The organism is Pedobacter fastidiosus (assembly GCF_014306625.1).
GTDB lineage: Bacteria > Bacteroidota > Bacteroidia > Sphingobacteriales > Sphingobacteriaceae > Pedobacter > Pedobacter fastidiosus.
The window spans coordinates 59,769-77,708 of sequence record NZ_JACRYL010000006.1 but is presented as its reverse complement, the minus strand read 5'-3'; the positions used below and the strand labels follow the sequence as shown (position 1 = coordinate 77,708).

The 17,940-nt window shown below is 35.0% G+C and carries 18 protein-coding genes; 5 read left to right on the top strand and 13 right to left on the bottom strand.

All coding sequences use genetic code 11. The annotated features are described in order from the left end of the window. Positions 1–41: 41 nt before the first annotated feature. The 3 genes from H7U22_RS07995 to H7U22_RS07985 all read right to left on the bottom strand — a co-directional run bounded on the left by H7U22_RS07995 (position 42) and on the right by H7U22_RS07985 (position 2,485). Positions 42–986 (bottom strand): phosphoribosylaminoimidazolesuccinocarboxamide synthase, encoded by a 945-nt coding sequence (locus H7U22_RS07995; RefSeq protein ID WP_187070826.1) that lies wholly within the window; start codon positions 984–986, stop codon positions 42–44. Between the two features lie 78 nt (positions 987–1,064). Then, a complete protein-coding gene (locus tag H7U22_RS07990) occupies positions 1,065–1,328 on the bottom strand; it encodes a hypothetical protein (protein ID WP_187070825.1) in 264 nt (87 codons plus the stop codon). A 197-nt stretch (positions 1,329–1,525) separates the two neighbouring features. Further along, positions 1,526–2,485 carry a PhoH family protein gene (locus tag H7U22_RS07985; protein WP_187070824.1) on the bottom strand — a complete coding sequence of 320 codons (960 nt, stop codon included), beginning with the start codon at positions 2,483–2,485 and terminating at the stop codon, positions 1,526–1,528. Between the two features lie 103 nt (positions 2,486–2,588). Between H7U22_RS07985 and H7U22_RS07980 the strand changes: the two genes are divergently transcribed. From H7U22_RS07980 to H7U22_RS07970, 3 genes are all read left to right on the top strand, one after another. Further along, positions 2,589–3,368, top strand: coding sequence for an SAM hydrolase/SAM-dependent halogenase family protein (locus tag H7U22_RS07980; RefSeq protein WP_187070823.1), 780 nt, complete (start codon positions 2,589–2,591; stop codon positions 3,366–3,368). Positions 3,369–3,604: 236 nt separating this feature from the next. After that, positions 3,605–4,120: a hypothetical protein gene (locus H7U22_RS07975; protein ID WP_187070822.1), complete on the top strand. Its 516-nt coding sequence runs from the start codon at positions 3,605–3,607 to the stop codon at positions 4,118–4,120. After that, a complete protein-coding gene (locus H7U22_RS07970) occupies positions 4,101–4,247 on the top strand; it encodes a hypothetical protein (RefSeq protein WP_187070821.1) in 147 nt (48 codons plus the stop codon). The genes H7U22_RS07975 and H7U22_RS07970 overlap by 20 nt, the downstream gene beginning before the upstream one ends. 47 nt (positions 4,248–4,294) lie before the next feature. Here H7U22_RS07970 and H7U22_RS07965 read toward each other — a convergent pair whose 3' ends face one another. From H7U22_RS07965 to H7U22_RS07925, 9 genes are all read right to left on the bottom strand, one after another. Then, on the bottom strand, positions 4,295–5,245 hold the full coding sequence (locus H7U22_RS07965; protein WP_187070820.1) for a D-2-hydroxyacid dehydrogenase: 951 nt from the start codon (positions 5,243–5,245) through the stop codon (positions 4,295–4,297). A 71-nt stretch (positions 5,246–5,316) separates the two neighbouring features. Further along, positions 5,317–6,390, bottom strand: coding sequence for a 3-phosphoserine/phosphohydroxythreonine transaminase (gene serC / locus H7U22_RS07960; protein WP_187070819.1), 1,074 nt, complete (start codon positions 6,388–6,390; stop codon positions 5,317–5,319). Positions 6,391–6,968: 578 nt separating this feature from the next. Next, complete coding sequence (locus tag H7U22_RS07955; protein ID WP_187070818.1) at positions 6,969–9,395, bottom strand: TonB-dependent receptor; 2,427 nt, start codon at positions 9,393–9,395, stop codon at positions 6,969–6,971. 71 nt (positions 9,396–9,466) lie between these two features. Beyond that, complete coding sequence (rpe, locus tag H7U22_RS07950) at positions 9,467–10,138, bottom strand: ribulose-phosphate 3-epimerase (RefSeq protein ID WP_187070817.1); 672 nt, start codon at positions 10,136–10,138, stop codon at positions 9,467–9,469. A gap of 235 nt (positions 10,139–10,373) precedes the next feature. Then, positions 10,374–12,509: a polyribonucleotide nucleotidyltransferase gene (gene pnp / locus H7U22_RS07945; protein ID WP_187070816.1), complete on the bottom strand. Its 2,136-nt coding sequence runs from the start codon at positions 12,507–12,509 to the stop codon at positions 10,374–10,376. A 173-nt stretch (positions 12,510–12,682) separates the two neighbouring features. Beyond that, positions 12,683–12,967: a 30S ribosomal protein S15 gene (rpsO, locus tag H7U22_RS07940; RefSeq protein WP_116249811.1), complete on the bottom strand. Its 285-nt coding sequence runs from the start codon at positions 12,965–12,967 to the stop codon at positions 12,683–12,685. 359 nt (positions 12,968–13,326) lie between these two features. Next, entirely contained in the window at positions 13,327–14,151 is an 825-nt protein-coding gene (locus tag H7U22_RS07935; RefSeq protein ID WP_187070815.1) for a carboxypeptidase-like regulatory domain-containing protein, read from the bottom strand. 111 nt (positions 14,152–14,262) lie between these two features. Continuing rightward, the gene (locus tag H7U22_RS07930) at positions 14,263–14,739 is read right to left on the bottom strand and encodes a hypothetical protein (RefSeq protein WP_187070814.1); all 477 of its coding nucleotides are present in this window, start codon (positions 14,737–14,739) and stop codon (positions 14,263–14,265) included. A 9-nt stretch (positions 14,740–14,748) separates the two neighbouring features. Continuing rightward, a complete protein-coding gene (locus H7U22_RS07925) occupies positions 14,749–14,952 on the bottom strand; it encodes a hypothetical protein (protein ID WP_187070813.1) in 204 nt (67 codons plus the stop codon). A gap of 87 nt (positions 14,953–15,039) precedes the next feature. On the opposite strand from H7U22_RS07925, the gene H7U22_RS07920 reads away from it, so the two are divergent. Next, entirely contained in the window at positions 15,040–15,459 is a 420-nt protein-coding gene (locus tag H7U22_RS07920) for an acyl-CoA thioesterase (protein ID WP_187070812.1), read from the top strand. A 333-nt stretch (positions 15,460–15,792) separates the two neighbouring features. Beyond that, on the top strand, positions 15,793–17,217 hold the full coding sequence (locus H7U22_RS07915) for an MATE family efflux transporter (RefSeq protein WP_187070811.1): 1,425 nt from the start codon (positions 15,793–15,795) through the stop codon (positions 17,215–17,217). A 133-nt stretch (positions 17,218–17,350) separates the two neighbouring features. On the opposite strand, the gene H7U22_RS07910 is transcribed toward H7U22_RS07915, so the two are convergent. After that, positions 17,351–17,938, bottom strand: coding sequence for a DUF4142 domain-containing protein (locus tag H7U22_RS07910; protein WP_187070810.1), 588 nt, complete (start codon positions 17,936–17,938; stop codon positions 17,351–17,353). Positions 17,939–17,940: the final 2 nt, after the last annotated feature.

Sequence of the window (17,940 nt, the reverse complement as noted above, 5' to 3'; positions counted from 1 at the left end):
CTCTAATTTCTTTATTTCACTAATGTATAAATTTTTTCGAACTAAAGTCTTTCAATCGCAGTTAATACATTGCTTTCTATACGGCTCGAAATGGCATCAGCATCGGCTTTAACAAAATTTTCACCTACAATTTTTTCGTATAATTCTATATAACGTTCTGATATTGACCTCACAATCTCTGGGGTCATCTCTGGAATTTCTTGTCCATCTTTTCCCTGAAAACCATTCTCTATTAACCACTTTCTTACAAATTCTTTAGAAAGCTGTTTTTGAGGTTCGTCGTTATTTTGGCGATCCTGATAACCTTCAGCATAAAAATAGCGAGAAGAATCTGGTGTGTGGATCTCATCAATTAAATAGATAACTCCATCCGCTTTGCCAAATTCGTATTTTGTATCAACTAAAATTAATCCAGACTTTGCTGCAATTTCAGTTCCTCTTTGATATAGTGCAAAGGTATATTCTTCTAATTTTTCATAATCTAATAAAGAAACAATTCCTTTAGCTAAAATATCTTCTTTAGAAATATCTTCATCATGACCTACCGATGCCTTTGTTGTTGGCGTAATAATTGGCTGAGGCAGTTTATCATTTTCTTTTAAACCATTAGGCAGAGTAACACCACAAACCGAACGTTTACCAGCACTATATTCTCGCCAAGCATGCCCCGCCAAGTAACCTCTAATTACCATTTCTACTTTAAATGGTTCGCAAATACGACCAATCGTAACCATCGGATCTGGAACATCCAAAACCCAGTTTGGTACAATATCCTGCGTAGCAGATAAAAATTTAGCGGCAATTTGATTTAAAACCTGCCCCTTAAAAGGAATGGCTTCTGGTAAAACCACATCGAAAGCAGAGATGCGATCGGATACAACCATCACCATAAATTTATCGGCTATTGTGTACACATCGCGTACTTTACCTTTATAGTAATTGCTTTGATTTGGAAAATTAAAATGGGTTTCTTTTAGTGCTTTCATGAGGGCATAAAAATACAATTTTAAAATAAAAATCTTCGCAGTTTTATGAACTACGAGGATTAATATATTTCAAATTACTTAATGCTTGTTGAATGTTTCTATCGAAATAGAACTGATATGCTTATTCTTAACTTGAATATCTATCCTATTATCAAATTTAAATAACTGAAGTCTTCCTTTAAACAAATTTTTTATATCAACTTCTAAAAATGAAAACAAATTTTTCAATTTCTCTTTGTGACAAACCCACTCTTCATCATCTTTTAAAATGATTAACCTAATTGTATTAGGAAGTTTTTCAAAAGAAAGTTTGAAACCGTTTGTTAAGATAATGCTTTCCATAAACTTGAATCTAATAATTGAAGTTCATTTTAGTAGAATAATAAATTTCTCACTTATCCCCTTCTCCTACCGTCATACTGAATTTATTTCAGCATCTTTCCTGCTACTAAGACCCTGAAATGAATTCAGGGTGACGGCCGTCTTAGCAAGGTTAAATTTGAAACTTTATCTTCGGTCTCCTGACTTTAAATTTCTCACTATTGTATATCTCCGTAAGCTTTCAAAATGTCTTTAACCAATTTATGACGAACAACATCCTCACCGCTTAAATAAATGATATCGATGCCTTTGATTCCTTCTAAAATACGAAGGCCATTGTGTAATCCAGACATTTGCTTTTTAGGTAAATCTATTTGAGTTACATCACCAGTTACAATAAATTTAGCTGTTGGACCCATCCTTGTCAGAAACATTTTTAATTGCATGTCTGTCGCGTTTTGCGCCTCATCCAATATTACAAAGCAGTTATCTAAAGTACGGCCACGCATAAATGCCAATGGTGCAATTTCGATTGTACGGTTTTCGATATAAAATTTTAGTTTTTCTGCAGGAATCATATCATCCAAAGCATCATAAAGTGGGCGCAAATATGGGTCGATTTTTTCTTTTAAATCTCCTGGCAAGAAGCCTAAATTTTCACCAGCTTCAACCGCAGGACGTGTAAGAATGATTCTTTTAATCTCCTTATTTTTAAGTGCTCTTACCGCTAATGCCACCGCAGTGTAGGTTTTTCCGGTACCAGCAGGACCGATTGCAAATAAAATATCGCTTTTACCAATGCTCGTTACCATTTTGCGCTGATTGGCAGTTCTGGCCTTAACCAACAATCCATTGGTACCAAAAACGATAACCTCTCCGCCTCCACCGCCTGGTTCTCCAACAACTTTTTTCTCTACACCTGCAGCTTTTGCACCCAAGATAGATTCGACATCGTTATTGCTTAAGGAGCTGTATTTTTCCATGTGAGCAACAAGTTCGTTAAACTTCTCCTCAAACGACTTAAGTTCCTGTTCATCACCGAGAACTGTTACACCACTTCCTCTCGCTACAATTTTCAACTTCGCGAAAGCACCTTTAATCATTTCGTAATTCTCGTTGTTCGGCCCCCAAAAGTGAGCAGGATTAACGGTATCCAGAGTTAATTTTAATTCGTTCAAACTGTAGTATTTTAAAAAGTTATCGGGGTATATTAATTAAAATTTGAATATTTGCAGACGCATAGGCCTGTACACAAGAATAAGCAATAATAATGAATTTTTAATGGGGATAATTACTTTAACAACAGATTTAGGTTCAAAAGATTTTTACCAGAGCGCTCTTAAAGGTAGCCTGTTAAGTCTGATGCCTGCTGTTACTTTGGTTGATATCACACATGAAGTTCCTTCTTTTAATATTTCTTATGCGGCTTTCGTTTTAAAAAATGCTTATCCTTATTTCCCGAAGAATACCGTTCACTTAATTGGTATCGATTCTGTTTATAGTGAAAACACAAAATACATTGCGATAAAGCATAAAGATCATTTTTTTGTTGGTGCAGATAATGGTATTTTCTCTCTACTTTTTGATGATATACCTGAAGATGTTGTAGAGTTAAATATTATGCAGGATTTAAAATATCTTCACTTTCCATTGGTAGATATTTTTGTGAAAGCAGCAACGCATTTAGCCAAAGGTGGCCGTTTAAAAGATATTGGTTTACCTGTAGCAGAGATTGAACAAAAGATGCTTTTACACCCTGTTATTGAGCGAGATATAATTCGAGGAAGTGTGGTATACATTGATACTTTTTGTAATGTAATTACAAATATTACGAAAGAACTTTTTACAAAAATCCAAAAGAATAGAGACTTCACTTTGTATTTTAGAAAGAGCGAAACCATCACCCAGTTAAGCTGGCATTATAACGAAGTACAAGAAGGTGAAAAACTTTGTTTATTCGGAATTAGCAACCATTTGGAAATCGCGATTAACAAAGGTAAAGCTAGTGGTTTATTAGGTTTGCACTTAGGCGATATTGTGAGGGTTGAGTTTCATCCTTAAAAAAGCTGAAAGACTAAAGCTAAAAGCTTAATTTCCATAGCCATACAAGAGCAATCGTCATTGCGAGGCACGAAGCAATCTTAATTTGTTAGCTGTAAGCCCATCCTTGTGAGATTGCTTCGTGCCTCGCAATGACGAAAATCAGAATTGCCAATATTGCAAACCAATGAACCAATGGCAAATGAACCATTGAACAAGATACCAAACAACTTCTACTCTTTTCACGTTTATATTACATGAAGAAATATTTTTATCTACTTTCCATTCTACTCTTAAACATCCAAGCTTTTGCACAACAGGATACAATGGCTTATTCCTCTCAACGTGTTAAGGTAAATAGTTTGCTTACTGAACGTAGCGCTAGATTTGGCCAATACGATGAGAGTTTGAATCAACGCACTGGAATATTTGGATGGCAAACTAAAAAAGATATTAAAAACTCAAATGAAATCCTTCGTCAAGTGGTTTTAACAGACAATAATATTTTCAAGGAATTGAAAGTTTTGATGGATTATAAAGATTTGCAAAATCAACAAAAAGTTGCTGCCGCAGATGATTCCCAAGAACGAATTGAAAACTACATGCGAACAATCAAAAAACTTCAAGATCAAAATGCGCAGTTAAAAGAGGATGCTAATCATGCTGGCAAAAACACATCTAACTATATCATAGCCTTCTTAATTTTAATAATGGCCGGTGGATTTTATTTCTTCAATAAAAAAATCAAAGGTTATGAGAAAAGGACTCTTTAAAATTTTGGTTAAAATTAATAATGCAGTTTTACCAAGTCTTATTAAAAAAGATCCGAGTAAACTGAGCACGTTGCAGAAAGCAATTTTGGGTTATCGTTATTGGGTGCTCACGAAAGCTTTGGATTAAATACATAACCTCGTAGGTTTTGAAAACCTACGAGGTTTGATCAATATTTACTTATTAAAATGCTCAATAATTAGAGTCGCTAATTCCGTACCAATACGTTCCTGCGCTTCGTTAGTTGAGGCACCGATATGTGGAGTTAAAGAAATTTTAGGATGCTTTAAAATAGCTTCCAAAGGTGTAGGTTCGTTATCGAAAACATCTAAACCAGCAAATGAAACTTTGCCAGAGTTCAAGGCTTCAATTAAAGCAGGTTCATCAATTGTTCCACCACGTGAGCAGTTTACAATACCAACACCATCTTTCATTTTAGCAAATTCTTCAGCACCTAAAATTGGCTTCTCGGCAAATGGAGTATGTAAACTGAAAAAATCACTATCCGTAATAACTTCATCTAAAGAAACCGTTTTAATTGGAATACTTACTGATTGGCCACCTTGAAATTCCAAGGTAATTTCAGATTCTGATGGGTATAAATCGTAAGCCAAAACGTTCATTCCTAAACCTAAAGCTACTTTTGCAGTTGCTCTACCAATGCGGCCGAAGCCGATTATACCAATAGTTTTGCCACTTAATTCAGTTCCCTTGGCATAAGCTTTTTTAAGGTTGTTAAATTGCGTTGCACCCTCTACAGGCATTTTACGATTACTGTCTTGTAAAAATCTGATCCCTGTAAATAAGTGAGAGAAAACTAATTCTGCTACTGATAATGAAGATGCAGCTGGTGTATTTACTACTGCAACACCTTGACTGCGAGCATAATCAACATCAATATTATCCATCCCAACGCCACCTCTACCAATTAATTTAATCTTTGGAACGGCATCAATTAATTCTTTTCTAACTTTTGTTGCACTGCGAACAGTAATGGCATCGTAGTTTTTTAAAGCTTCTGCTAATTGATCTTGAGGAATGGTTTCTGTATCAACCTGAAAACCTGCCTTTTCTAATAATTCTTTTCCGATAGGGTCTATTCCATCGTTTGCTAATATCTTAATCATAATAAATGATTTCACTGATTAAATTGATTACACAGATTAAAATGCGAATCAATTATCTGTTAAAATTTAAACTAATTTGCTTTTGCTTGTTTCTCTTCAAATACTTGCATCGCATCAATTAAAGCATGTACGCTCGTAATTGGCAACGCATTATACATCGATGCACGGAAACCGCCCACACTTCTATGTCCTTTAATACCAACAATCCCCTCTTCTTCAGCATATTTCAAAAATGGTTTTTCCAATTCAGGATTTTCCATTACGAAACAAATATTCATTCTAGAGCGGTCTTCAACAGCGCAAGTTCCTTTGAATAAAGGGTTACGGTCGATTTCTCTGTAAAGTGCTTCAGCTTTTTGCTTGTTCTCTTTTTCAATTTCAGCAACGCCACCTTTCGATTTTAACCAACGAAGATTTAATAACGCTACATATATAGAAAAAACTGGCGGCGTATTGTACATGGAATCATTATCAATATGAGATTGATAATTTAACATCGATGGATTTTTACGGTCGATTTTACCCAATGCATCATTTTTCACAATCACAATTGTTAATCCAGCAGGACCGATGTTTTTCTGTGCACCAGCGTAAATCAAATCAAATTTCGAAACATCAATCACACGGCTCATAATATCCGATGACATATCGCAAACCACAGGAACGCTCGTTTCTGGAACATCAAAAAGCTCTGTTCCGTAAATTGTATTGTTTGAAGTATAGTGGAAATAAGCACTATCCGTAGGGATTTCAAAATCTTTTGGAATAAATGTATAGTTCGAATCTTTTGAAGATGCAACAACATTTACATTGCCCACAAATTTAGCTTCCTTTAATGCTTTGGTTGCCCAAACGCCTGTATCTAAATAACTTGCAGTTTGTCCATCGCCCAATAAATTCATTGGAACCATTGCAAATTGCAAACTTGCACCGCCTTGTAAAAATAAAACGGAATAACCCGATGGCACGTTTAATAACTCTTTTACCAACTTATCAGCTTCAGCAACAACTGCCTCAAATTCGGTTGTTCTGTGCGAAATTTCTAAAATTGATAATCCATCGTTAAAATCCAAAACTGCCTGTGCAGCTTGTTTAAACACTTCTTGAGGTAAAATACAAGGGCCTGCGCCAAAATTATGCTTCATCTTATTATATAAATGATTATGGGCGTAAATGTAAAATTTTTAAAGCAGTTCTACCTACAAAATCGTATCATAAAAAATTAAATTTTGTTAAAAAATCGAGAAGAATTAAGGGTTTTGTTGCGGTTTTGTTAATGAAATTAGTTAACCACAGATGCACACATATAAACACAGATTTTTACTTTTGAAAAGCAATTCCAATAGTTCTTCGGTTTCAGCAGTCCCGTGCCAAAGGCACTCCCTTGTAGCCATTTGCTACAATCTTTTTGTTATTGCCAATGCGCTATTCAAACCTCGTAGGTTTTAAAAACCTACGAGGTTTTGTGAGCATAACAAAAAGTATTTCCGCTACTGTTGGTTTAGATTACTAGCGCTTGTAATTCTTTGGAAGATTTTCCGTACAAGTTGTATAATTTAGCTAAAGCCTCAATCGCCAATTAAAGAAACAGTCAGCTAAAGCAGATTGCAATGAATAGCCTAATTTATAAGCCAGATGAATATTCATTGCCGTTGGTTTCAACCAACGGATATATAATTGCTATGAAATGCAAAGTCCTAAAATCCTTTAATCCTATTTATAATCAAGGTTTATTCTTCAACTTCACAATTAACTTCAAATTAAACTGTCTTCCAGTTAAATAATTTGGAATCGCATATTGCACATTGTCAACATCTTTCAACCATAAATATGAAACGGTGTTATCAATATTCAACATATTAAAAACCTCGAAAAAGAGAATTACAGAGCTGAAATTCTTATCTAAAAATTTTGGTTTATGCAACGCTGCGTCATCAAGAAAATCTTTGGAGAAACCAATATCGACACGTTTGTAAGATGGGATAAAAAATTTATCTAAGTATCGTGCAGTTTGAGATGGACCGATTGGCAAACGAGAACCATAAAGCGCATTTAGGTGAACTTTATAGGTGGGAGAATTAAGTAATCTATCTTGAAAGAAAATAGAGAAATTTACACGCTGATCGGTTGGTCGCTTTAAATACCCAGGGTAAATTGTTGTTCCGTTTTGCACATAGCTATCGTTAACAATATCTTCATTTGCATGCATTACAGATAACCTGAAATAAGAAACTAAATCCTTTACGAACTCACCGCCAATACTAAAATCGGCCCCGTAGGCGTAGCCTCGAGAAACTTCATTTGCTAAATATTTAATTCTCAGATTATCAATTTTATACGGAATTAATCGATCAGAATATTTAAAGTAAGCTTCAGAAGTAAACTTCAAACGTGTTCCAAAAGCATCAAAAGCATAATCGTAACCTATAGAAGTATTGTAAGAACTCTGCGCTTTTTGATTAATATTCAAAACACCAGAAAAATCACGAATGGTTCGGTAAGAAGGCGGTTGCTTATAAACTCCAGCGGTAAATCTTAAAATTTTGTTATTAGAATTTGGTCGGTAGGCAATCAACATCCTCGGACTAATTAACAACTGTTCGCTTAAAGAGCTATAAGTTGCACGGGCACCTAACTGTAATTCGGCGTAATTGGAAAGCGAATAACTATCTTGAATATAAGCGCTGTAATTATTAATGTCTATATTATTTTCGACGTTAATTACATTTTGCAACGTGATATTTTTAGAATTATTAGGCAAAATGAAGCCAGCAGAATCGGTATAATTGTATTCGTTTAAATGATCATTATATCTCGATTTATCAAATTTTAAACCCCAAGAAAAAACGTGATTGTTAAAATTTTGATCAACCTTAATTTCAGAGGCAAATATTTGAGTATTTAAGCTGTTTCGCCCATAGTTGTAATAACTTCCTACCCCTCTATTTTTATTTACCACACCAAAGTTTTCTCCAGAAAAAGTATTATCCACTTCATCAAAAACATAACTTCCATCAATATCAAAACGTTCACGTTCAATGGTATTAAAATAACTGTTTATAAATTTTATAACCAAATTTGGTTTTGGTAAAAATGTTGCTGTTACAGCAGATCCAGCAGTTTGATAATCGTCTATTTCCTGCCCTTCATAATCTACATTGAGCCGTAAGGTTGTACTCAAAGTTCCAAATTTTGTTTCACGATTTTCTGGAACTAATTTAAATTGCCCCAAATTTAAATTCCCCAAAAAGCTAAGGTTAAATTTTGGAGAGAAATCATACTGGTACATTAGTTGGGCATCGGCGAAATTTGGATTATAGCTTCCTTTCTCATCTTGCTTAATCAGTACACTCGAATTGTTTTTATATCTTAATCCAACCAGAAGGAAACTTTTCTTGAAGAGCCTTTTTGTAGATAAGGATGTATTTAGTAAACTGGTACTCAAAATAGTTTGACTGCTGTCAGGCTTATCATATTTAATATCCAAAACAGAAGAAAGTTTATCTCCGTATTTGGCTTCAAAACCACCCGCAGAAAATTTCGCCTTACTAATTAAATCACTGTTTATAAAGCTTAAACCCTCTTGTTGGCCATTGCGAATCAATATCGGTCTATTAATCTCTACATCATTAATATAGATTAGATTTTCATCGAAATTACCGCCCCTAACGCTGTACTGGGCACTTAATTCATTATTGGTTGATACACCAGGTAATGTTTTGAGCATGGTTTCGAAATTTCCAGATACCAATGGCATTGATGCAACATCTGCAATGTTTAAGGTAGTACTATTGCTCAGCTGGTTTTGCTTATCGGTTATGTTTATTTGTTCAAGCTCATTAATGTTTGCGACTAAGGAAATTGTCTGGGTGATTCGTGCACCAGGACGCTCGTTAAACTTTAAAGTTTGATGTTGATATCCGAGTAAAGAATATTTTATACTGAAGTTTTTGGTTTTTGAATATATGGTATAAACTCCAAATTCATCGGTTACGGTAGATTGCGCCTGACCTAAAACTATAACCGTTACTTGAGATAGCGGAAGTTTCTCTTCATTATAAACTATTCCTGAAACCCTAACTAAAGGCTGAGCTACAGCTAAACCGCAACCAGCAATTATAAGGAAAAGGATTAGCTGAAATTTGAGCATTGGTTAGTATCAAGATAAAAGTATCAGGTATCAAAATTTTGAGCTATTCGTAGCCCGCCACAATTAACCGATTAAACAGTTAAACTATTACTAGCTAGGCTTTTCATTTTAGAAATGGTTTCCGTTGGGTTCTCTGTTGCAAAAATTGCATTTCCCGCAACAAAAGCATTTGCCCCAGCAGATACTAATGTAGCGATATTTTGCAGTCCTACTCCACCATCAACCTCAATAATTAAATCTTCATTCACACCTTGAATTAAGCGTTTTAAATCTTGGATTTTCTTGTAAGTATTATGAATGAATTGCTGTCCTCCGAAGCCTGGATTAACCGACATTATGAGCACTAAATCCAAATCTTCGATAACATCTTGCAATAAAGTAACTGGTGTGTGGGGATTTAGCGCCACGCCTGCTTTACAACCAGACGCTTTAATTAATTGAATCATTCTGTGTAAATGCGTACAAGCCTCATAATGAACCGTAATTCTATCTGCACCTGCTTTAGCAAATTCAGCAATAAATTTATCGGGTTCCACAATCATTAAATGAACATCCAAAGGCTTGGTTGCATGCTTTTTAACAGCGGCCATCACAGGGAAACCAAAAGAAATATTAGGTACAAAAACACCATCCATCACATCAACATGAAACCAATCGGCCTCACTTTGATTGATCATTTCGATATCGCGTTGTAAGTTGCCAAAATCGGCAGAAAGTATGGATGGGGCAATGATGTATTTCATTTAATTTATTTTGTCGTTATTACGAGGAACGAAGCATTCTTAATGCAGTAGTAATAAGTAAAAGAGATTGCTTCGTTCCTAGCAATGACGAATTGGTTATACAATTTCAGCAATAATGCAAGTTACAAAATCATTTTAAAGAAAACTAAGGCAGAACAAAAAACCCTTTCAGCATAGACTGAAAGGGTTTGTATTATTTATCCTTCGACAAGCTCAGGATGACAATCTATTTTAACTAAGCCTGTGGTGCAGCTGGTTTTTCTGGTCTTGGTAATAAAACTTTACGAGAAAGTTTCATTTTACCTTGTTTATCAATGTCTAATAATTTAACCTCGATTTTATCACCTTCTTTCAATACTCCGTCCATAGTCTCTAAACGTTCCCATGAAATTTCAGAGATGTGCAATAAACCATCTTTACCTGGCATAACCTCAACAAATGCACCAAACGGCATAATTGATTTTACTTTACCTTGGTAAACTTCACCAATTTCTGGTTTAGCTACAATGTTACGGATACGGGTAACCGCTGCATCAATAGCGGCTTTATTATCAGCAAAAACTTCTACGATACCTTTTCCATCAACTTCTTCGATAGATATTGATGCACCAGTTTCGCGTTGCATTTCTTGAATAATTTTACCTCCAGGGCCGATAATTGCACCAATGAATTCTTTCTCAATAGTGATAGAAACAATACGTGGAGCATGTGGCTTCATGTCTTCATTAGGCTGAGCAATCGTTTTCGCCATTTCACCTAAAATGTGTAGACGACCTTCTTTAGCTTGCAACAAAGCTTTTGTTAAAACTTCGTATGATAAACCATTGATTTTTAAGTCCATTTGACAAGCAACAATACCGTGTTTAGTACCTGTTACTTTAAAGTCCATGTCACCTAAATGATCTTCATCACCTAAAATATCAGAAAGGATTGCATATTTACCAGTTTTCTCATCGGTAATTAAACCCATTGCGATACCAGAAACTGGTGATTTGATTTTAATACCTGCATCCATTAGCGCTAATGTACCAGCACAAACAGTTGCCATTGATGATGAACCGTTAGATTCTAAAATATCAGAAACGATACGGATTGTATAAGGATTTGCCTCACCTTGTGGCAATACTTTTTTCAACGAACGTTGCGCTAAAGCACCGTGACCAATTTCACGACGACCAGCACCTCTGTTTGGTCTAACCTCTCCAGTTGAGAAACCAGGGAAATTATAGTGCAATAAGAATTTATTGTATCCATTAAAGAAAGCACCATCAATCATTTGCTCATCATCTTTGCTACCTAAAGTAACTGATGTTAATGATTGAGTTTCGCCACGTGTAAATACAGCCGAACCGTGAGCAGCAGGTAAATACCCAACTTCACTCCAGATAGGACGAATTTCTGTAGTCTTACGACCATCTAAACGAATACCTTCATCTAACAACAAATTTCTAATTGCATCGTACTGAACATCATGGTAATAATGTTTAGCCATTGCTTTAGTTAAATCTGCAGTATCTTCTGGCATTGCCTCGAAAAACTCATTAATAATAGCTGTAAAACCATCTTTACGAACATCTTTATTACCACCTGCTTTCGCTACAGCATAAACTTTATCGTAAGTATCAGCGTAAACTTTAGCTTTTAAATCAGCATCATGGTCTTCGTGGTTATATTCACGTTTTACAGTTTTGCCAGTAGCCTCTGTTAATTCAACTTGAATAGCACATTGAACTTTAATTGCAGCATGTGCAAATTTTAAAGCCTCAACCATTTCATCTTCTTGAATTTCATCGCACTCACCTTCAACCATACCGATATCGTTAGCCGAACCAGCAACCATAAACTCTAAAGTTGCACGCTCTAACTGGCTAGCTAATGGATTGATTACCAATTTACCATCAATTTTAGCCACACGTACTTCAGAAATTGGGCCGTTGAAAGGAATATCAGAAACTGATAATGCTGCTGATGCCGCTAAACCTGCCAAACAATCTGGCATAATATCTTTATCAGCAGAGATTAAAGAAATCATCACCTGCGTATCAGAGTGATAATCACTTGGGAACATTGGGCGTAAAGCTCTATCAACCAAACGAGAAATTAAAACTTCATAATCTGATAATCTTGCCTCGCGACGTAAAAATCCACCTGGAATACGTCCTGTAGAAGCGTATTTTTCTTGATAATCTACCGATAAAGGTAAAAAATCAGTACCTGGTTTAGCACCAACAGTAGATACAACAGTTGCTAACAACATGGTATCGCCCATTTTTACTACAACCGAACCATCGGCTTGTTTAGCCAATTTACCAGTTTCGATTTCTACAATTCTGCCATCGCCCAAGTCGAACGATTTTTTTATTACATTCATTTAAATAGAATTATGGTGTGTTTTCCTCTTTCTACACACCTTGTTTATATATGTTTTGTTTTTGCAAATTAATTAAGCTGTTAGGCTTAAGTCATTTTCAATAACTTGTTGTAAAGCTAATGAAAATTAAAAAGCCATTCCCTAAAGAATGGCTCTTGTTGATAAAATTACGCTTATTTTTGTTTAATGATATCACGAAGCGATAAAGCTTTGATGATAGCACGATAGCGCTCAATATCTTTTTTGTATAGGTAAGCCAAAATACCGCGGCGTTTACCTACCAATTTTTGAAGTGATAACTGTGTAGAGAAATCTTTACGATTTTTCTTTAAGTGTTCTGTTAAGTGCGCAATACGGTATGTAAATAACGCTACTTGACCTTCTGCAGAACCCGTGTTGGTTTCTACTTCTCCGTGTTGTTTAAAGATTACGGCTTTCTTCTCTGGACTTAAATACATTCTTGAATAATATTAAAGCAATAAAAAATTAATTAATTGTCCTAAGGGGATTCCTTTGGATGGCGCAAAGATAAAGCTATTTTTAATTATAAGCAAGTGTAATTATATGATAGATAAATATCCATTTTAAGTGATTTAAGGGTTTGGAAAGCAAGGTTCGGTTTTAATCGGTTACCACACCCCGCCCTTGCTGCAATCTTTTTGCTTACCGTTCTTCCTTTGTCGTCTTTGCGAGGAGGAACGACAAAGCAATCTCATTCGAGTAGTGATGCAAAAAGTATTTTCGTTAATTCGGGTTTAAAAAACTTCGATAGTGCAAGAAGCTCTGGTTTATAAATTAGCCTAGAATAAATCTAAAATTACATTTCAGTAGTAACGTAAATGCTACAACCACCAAGTACGTTTTTTCTCCAAATACCTTGACTGCTACTTCTTAGAAAACTATCTGATGCACCTAACTTTGCACCGAATAAAATTGAATTTTGTGTACTGGGCAAATACTCAAAAGCAACTACAAAATCATCATCAAGATAAATAGCCTCATCTTTTAAGTCTATACTAAACCAACCTTTTTTGATTGTAGCATTTCTAATAATACTTTTTTCAATCAATCTTTTTTCAGGTAAGCCATTTTCCAAAGCATAAAAATTTAGGCGAATACTAACCTCCTTTAAAGATTCTGAGATAATATATATGTTAGCATTAAGTAATCTAGCAGGTTTTTTAAGATGTATTAATCTTGCCTGTTCCATTATATCAGTTTTCTGATAACTTTTAGTTGGAATAGATAGCATCGGTGTTCTGCCAGTTATTCCAAGCTTATATTGCTTTAACTTTTTATTGATTATTTTAACTTCAGAAAGTGATATGATCTTTTCGTCAAGAACAATATCGAGATTAGTTTTATTCTTAAGGGAACTAATGAGATAGCTTTTATCTTTAAATCCAATGCTGGAAAAAGTAAGAGAATCATTTATTAGCGAATCTGGAATTGAAATATTGAATTTTCCATCATCCATACTTACTGTGCCAACTTTACCCCTCTTTATCCCAATATTTGCATATGGAATTGTTTCACTTTGTTTATTCTTAATTTTTCCCGATATTATCAATTGACCAAAGGAAGAAGAAGTAATTAAAATAAAAGCACTGGTTAATAAAATAATTGAGAGGTTTTTCTTCATCTTACTAAGAAATGCATTAAAGTGTTCATAAGCAAAACTTTAACAACATTTAACAGCTGAGATGAGTGGCTTATTATGGGTTATGAACAAAAATGATTTTATAAAAAAAACTTAGTTTTTCTTGTTAATCCGCTCTAATTCCAGAACGTCTAATTGGTCTTTAGGTCTATTCGTTGCACGTTTATTATCAAGAAGATGATTGTAGTGTAGAAATCTAGCTTTGATGCCATTTATTTCATCAACAGTGGCCATTTGAAAATATTCATCAAATTTTTGCTTATCCAATCCAGGAATATCGGTCATTAAATCGGCGTACATTCCATCATCCATCAAAACTTCACAATACCCAGCTATTATAGGAACATCCAAAAGCATATCGTATTTGCCGTAACCCATTTTATCCAAAGCGAAAATTAAATTTTGTCTGTTCTCTTTGGTATCCTTTAAATAGATATCCAAATCTCCTGTAGTACGATTATAGCCGTAACGATTTACCGCAAAGCCACCAACAATAAGATATCGCAAATCGAATTGCTCAAAGGTTTCCAACAATAAAAGCATTTCTGGATTCTCTTTATCAAAGGACATATCGGAAAATTAAAGGCTTGGTTTACGAATAACAATTCCTTTTCCTTGAGGAGATTTTAATGGTTTACCGCCATTCATAGTTACTGAAATGTGGTTGAGTTGCAAAACGCCAAAAAAGCGTTGTTCGGGGGTGCGGCTTAAATATACATTTTCACGCTCTTCAACAATTGTTTCGCGTGGAATTGAAATATCATATAATGTAAGTCTGCCCATTTATAATCAAAAATACAGAAAATAGATGAAATATCTTTATATCAAGATATCAAAACCTTATTATACTTTTGCACAAAACATTTACCCTTGAAAAAAAATCAATTTAGCATTTTCGAAAGCGAATTACGTGTCCGTCCTGATGATATAGACATGTTTAACCACGTACACAACAGCAAATACTTAGATTATGTATTGGCTGCCCGTTACGAACAAATGGAAAAGTTCTATGGCATGCCTTGGGAACATTTCACCAAACAAGGCTTAGGCTGGGTGGTAAGTCACGTAGATATTAATTTTAAACGCCCACTTTTAATGAATGATTTAATGCTCATTAGAACAGGGATTTTAACCATGAATGACAAGGGTTGTTCTGTTCAATTCGAAATAATCAATAAAAAAACTAACAAAGTAGCTTCTGATGGAATATTCGATTACGTTCTAATCGATTTAAACACCAGCCGAGGAACAAAAGTTACTGAAGAAATGATTAAAGCTTACAGTATATAATATTGATTAGTCGTTATTTCGAGCGAAGCCGAGAAATCTTTGAAAGTATTTAATTCAATGTCCAAAGATTTCTCCATTTCCCTTCGCTTCATTCGAAATGACGATGAGCTATCATTTGAAACAAATCAATCAACACCTTAAAAATCAGTCATCAAAATTTGACAATTCAAAAATTTATTTATCTTTGCCTCATCGAAAAGACTAGAGCCATGATAGTATTTGCAATCCGTTTTAGGTTTTAAACAACTAAGGATTCCTTCCCATTTCAATTTTAGATATGTGCAGTTAAACTGCGTATCTATTGGTTTATTCATTACATTTTACATTTATTATATGTCACAGTCAATAAAGACACAGGGGAAGCTATCTTCCTTTTTTGATGTTCTTGTACAATCACTTAAAGGTCATGAAGTTGATTTAACTTCTATTAGTATAAAAAGAGCAATTATTTTATTAGCCATTCCGATGATGTTGGAAATGGCGATGGAATCGGTTTTTGCTCTAGTCGATTTATATTTCGTTGGTCATTTGGAAAACAGTAGCCACGCAATTCAGACGGTAGGCTTAACAGAATCGGTTTTAACGATTATTTATTCCCTAGCTATTGGATTAAGCATGGCCGCAACAGCCGTGGTAGCTCGAAGAATTGGCGAGAAAAACCCCGAGGCTGCATCGAAAGCAGGGATGCAAACTATAGTAATTGCTGTTGCCGTTAATATTCTAATCAGCATAGCAGGTTTAATTTACGCCAGAGACATTTTGCTTTTAATGGGCGCTTCTGCAGAAACTGCAAATCATGGTACAACTTTCGTTCGTATTATGATGGGTGGAAGCATCATTATCGTTTTGCTATTTTTAATTAATGGGATTTTTAGAGGCGCTGGCAATGCAGCCATCGCGATGCGAAGTTTATGGATTGCAAATATTGCGAACATCATCCTCTGCCCTATTTTTATAAACGGCTTAGGTCCTATTCCTGCATTTGGTTTAACAGGTGCTGCCATTGCTACAACGATTGGTCGCGGTTTGGGTGTAACTTATCAAGTTTATAATTTATTTAATGGAAAAAATGCATTAAAAATCCTTATCAGTTATTTCATGCCAGATTTTGCGCAAATTAAAGCCATTATTAAAATTGCAGCGCCTGCCATCTTTCAATTTGTTATTGCAAGTTGCAGCTGGGTATTCTTGGCTGAATTAGTGGCTACCACTGGAGGCGATGAAGGTTCTGCCGGTTACCAAACTGCTTTACGCTTAATGATGTTTTTTCTACTTCCAGCTTGGGGCTTGAGTAATGCGGCAGCGACTTTGGTTGGACAAAATTTAGGTGCCGGACACATTGATAGAGCTGAAAAATCAGTTTTTCAAACGCTGAAATACATCATAATTTTTATGGCTGTTGTGAGCGTTGTATTTTTAACTTGTGGGCATTTATTCGCATCATTTTTTACCTCTGATGCAAAAGTGATTGAGATTGCTAGTCGTGCTTTAAAAATTCTAAGTATTGGATTTGTAATCTATGGTGCTGCCATGGTTTTCAGTAGCGCATTTAATGGGGCTGGTGATACTTGGACGCCAACCAAGATAAATATTTTTGCTTTTTGGCTGTTCCAAATCCCATTAGCATACTTTCTAGCTAAATATCTAGAAATGGGGCCGACAGGGGTTTTTATTGCCATTCCAACTGCTGAGGCTGGTATTGCCGTAGCAGCATTTATCTTATTTAAAAAAGGTAAATGGAAGAAAACGATGGTATAATTTTAACATTGATAACTCTCACAGGAGAAACAACAACAAACTCTTTACTAAAGGGCTAAGTTTGTTCATAAAAAAAGCCTGATTTTTTCTTAAAAATTAAGAAAAAATCAGGCTTTTCTATTATTAAAATTTATTATTTCATTCCATCATGAATTTTATTAATCATGTCCAAGTGGGTTTGCACAATTGGAGCCGTTTTAGAAGCAAAAGCTTTAAGCTCTACATCTTTTCCGTCTTTTGCTTCATCTTGCATCAACTTTAAAGTAGATTTATGTCCATCAACCATTGCATCAACGTAAGCTTTATCAAAATCTTTACCTGTCTTTTTTTCCAAGTCTGCCATTTTTTTCTGATGATCTTCATCTACCATATCAGGTAAAGTTATATTCTTGGCCTGTGCAATACCGATTAATTCTGTGTTGGCTTTACCATGATCATTAACCATCATTGTTGCAAACTCTTTTACTTGCGCATTGGTACTTTTTTCTAACGCCAACTTGCCTAAAGCAACTTCTGCCATTCCACCACCTGCAGCAGTAGTAGCAAACTTAGCATCCTTTTCATCAACCGCTATTCCACCTGTAGCTGCCATATTGCTTGTTGTGTCTTTAGCCTTATTCATGCTATCGGCTGTTTCTTTAGCATCTTTGTTTCCACTATTACATGCCTGAAATGCAAATGCTGCTCCTGTGAGCGCTATTGCGTAAATTAACTTTTTCATAT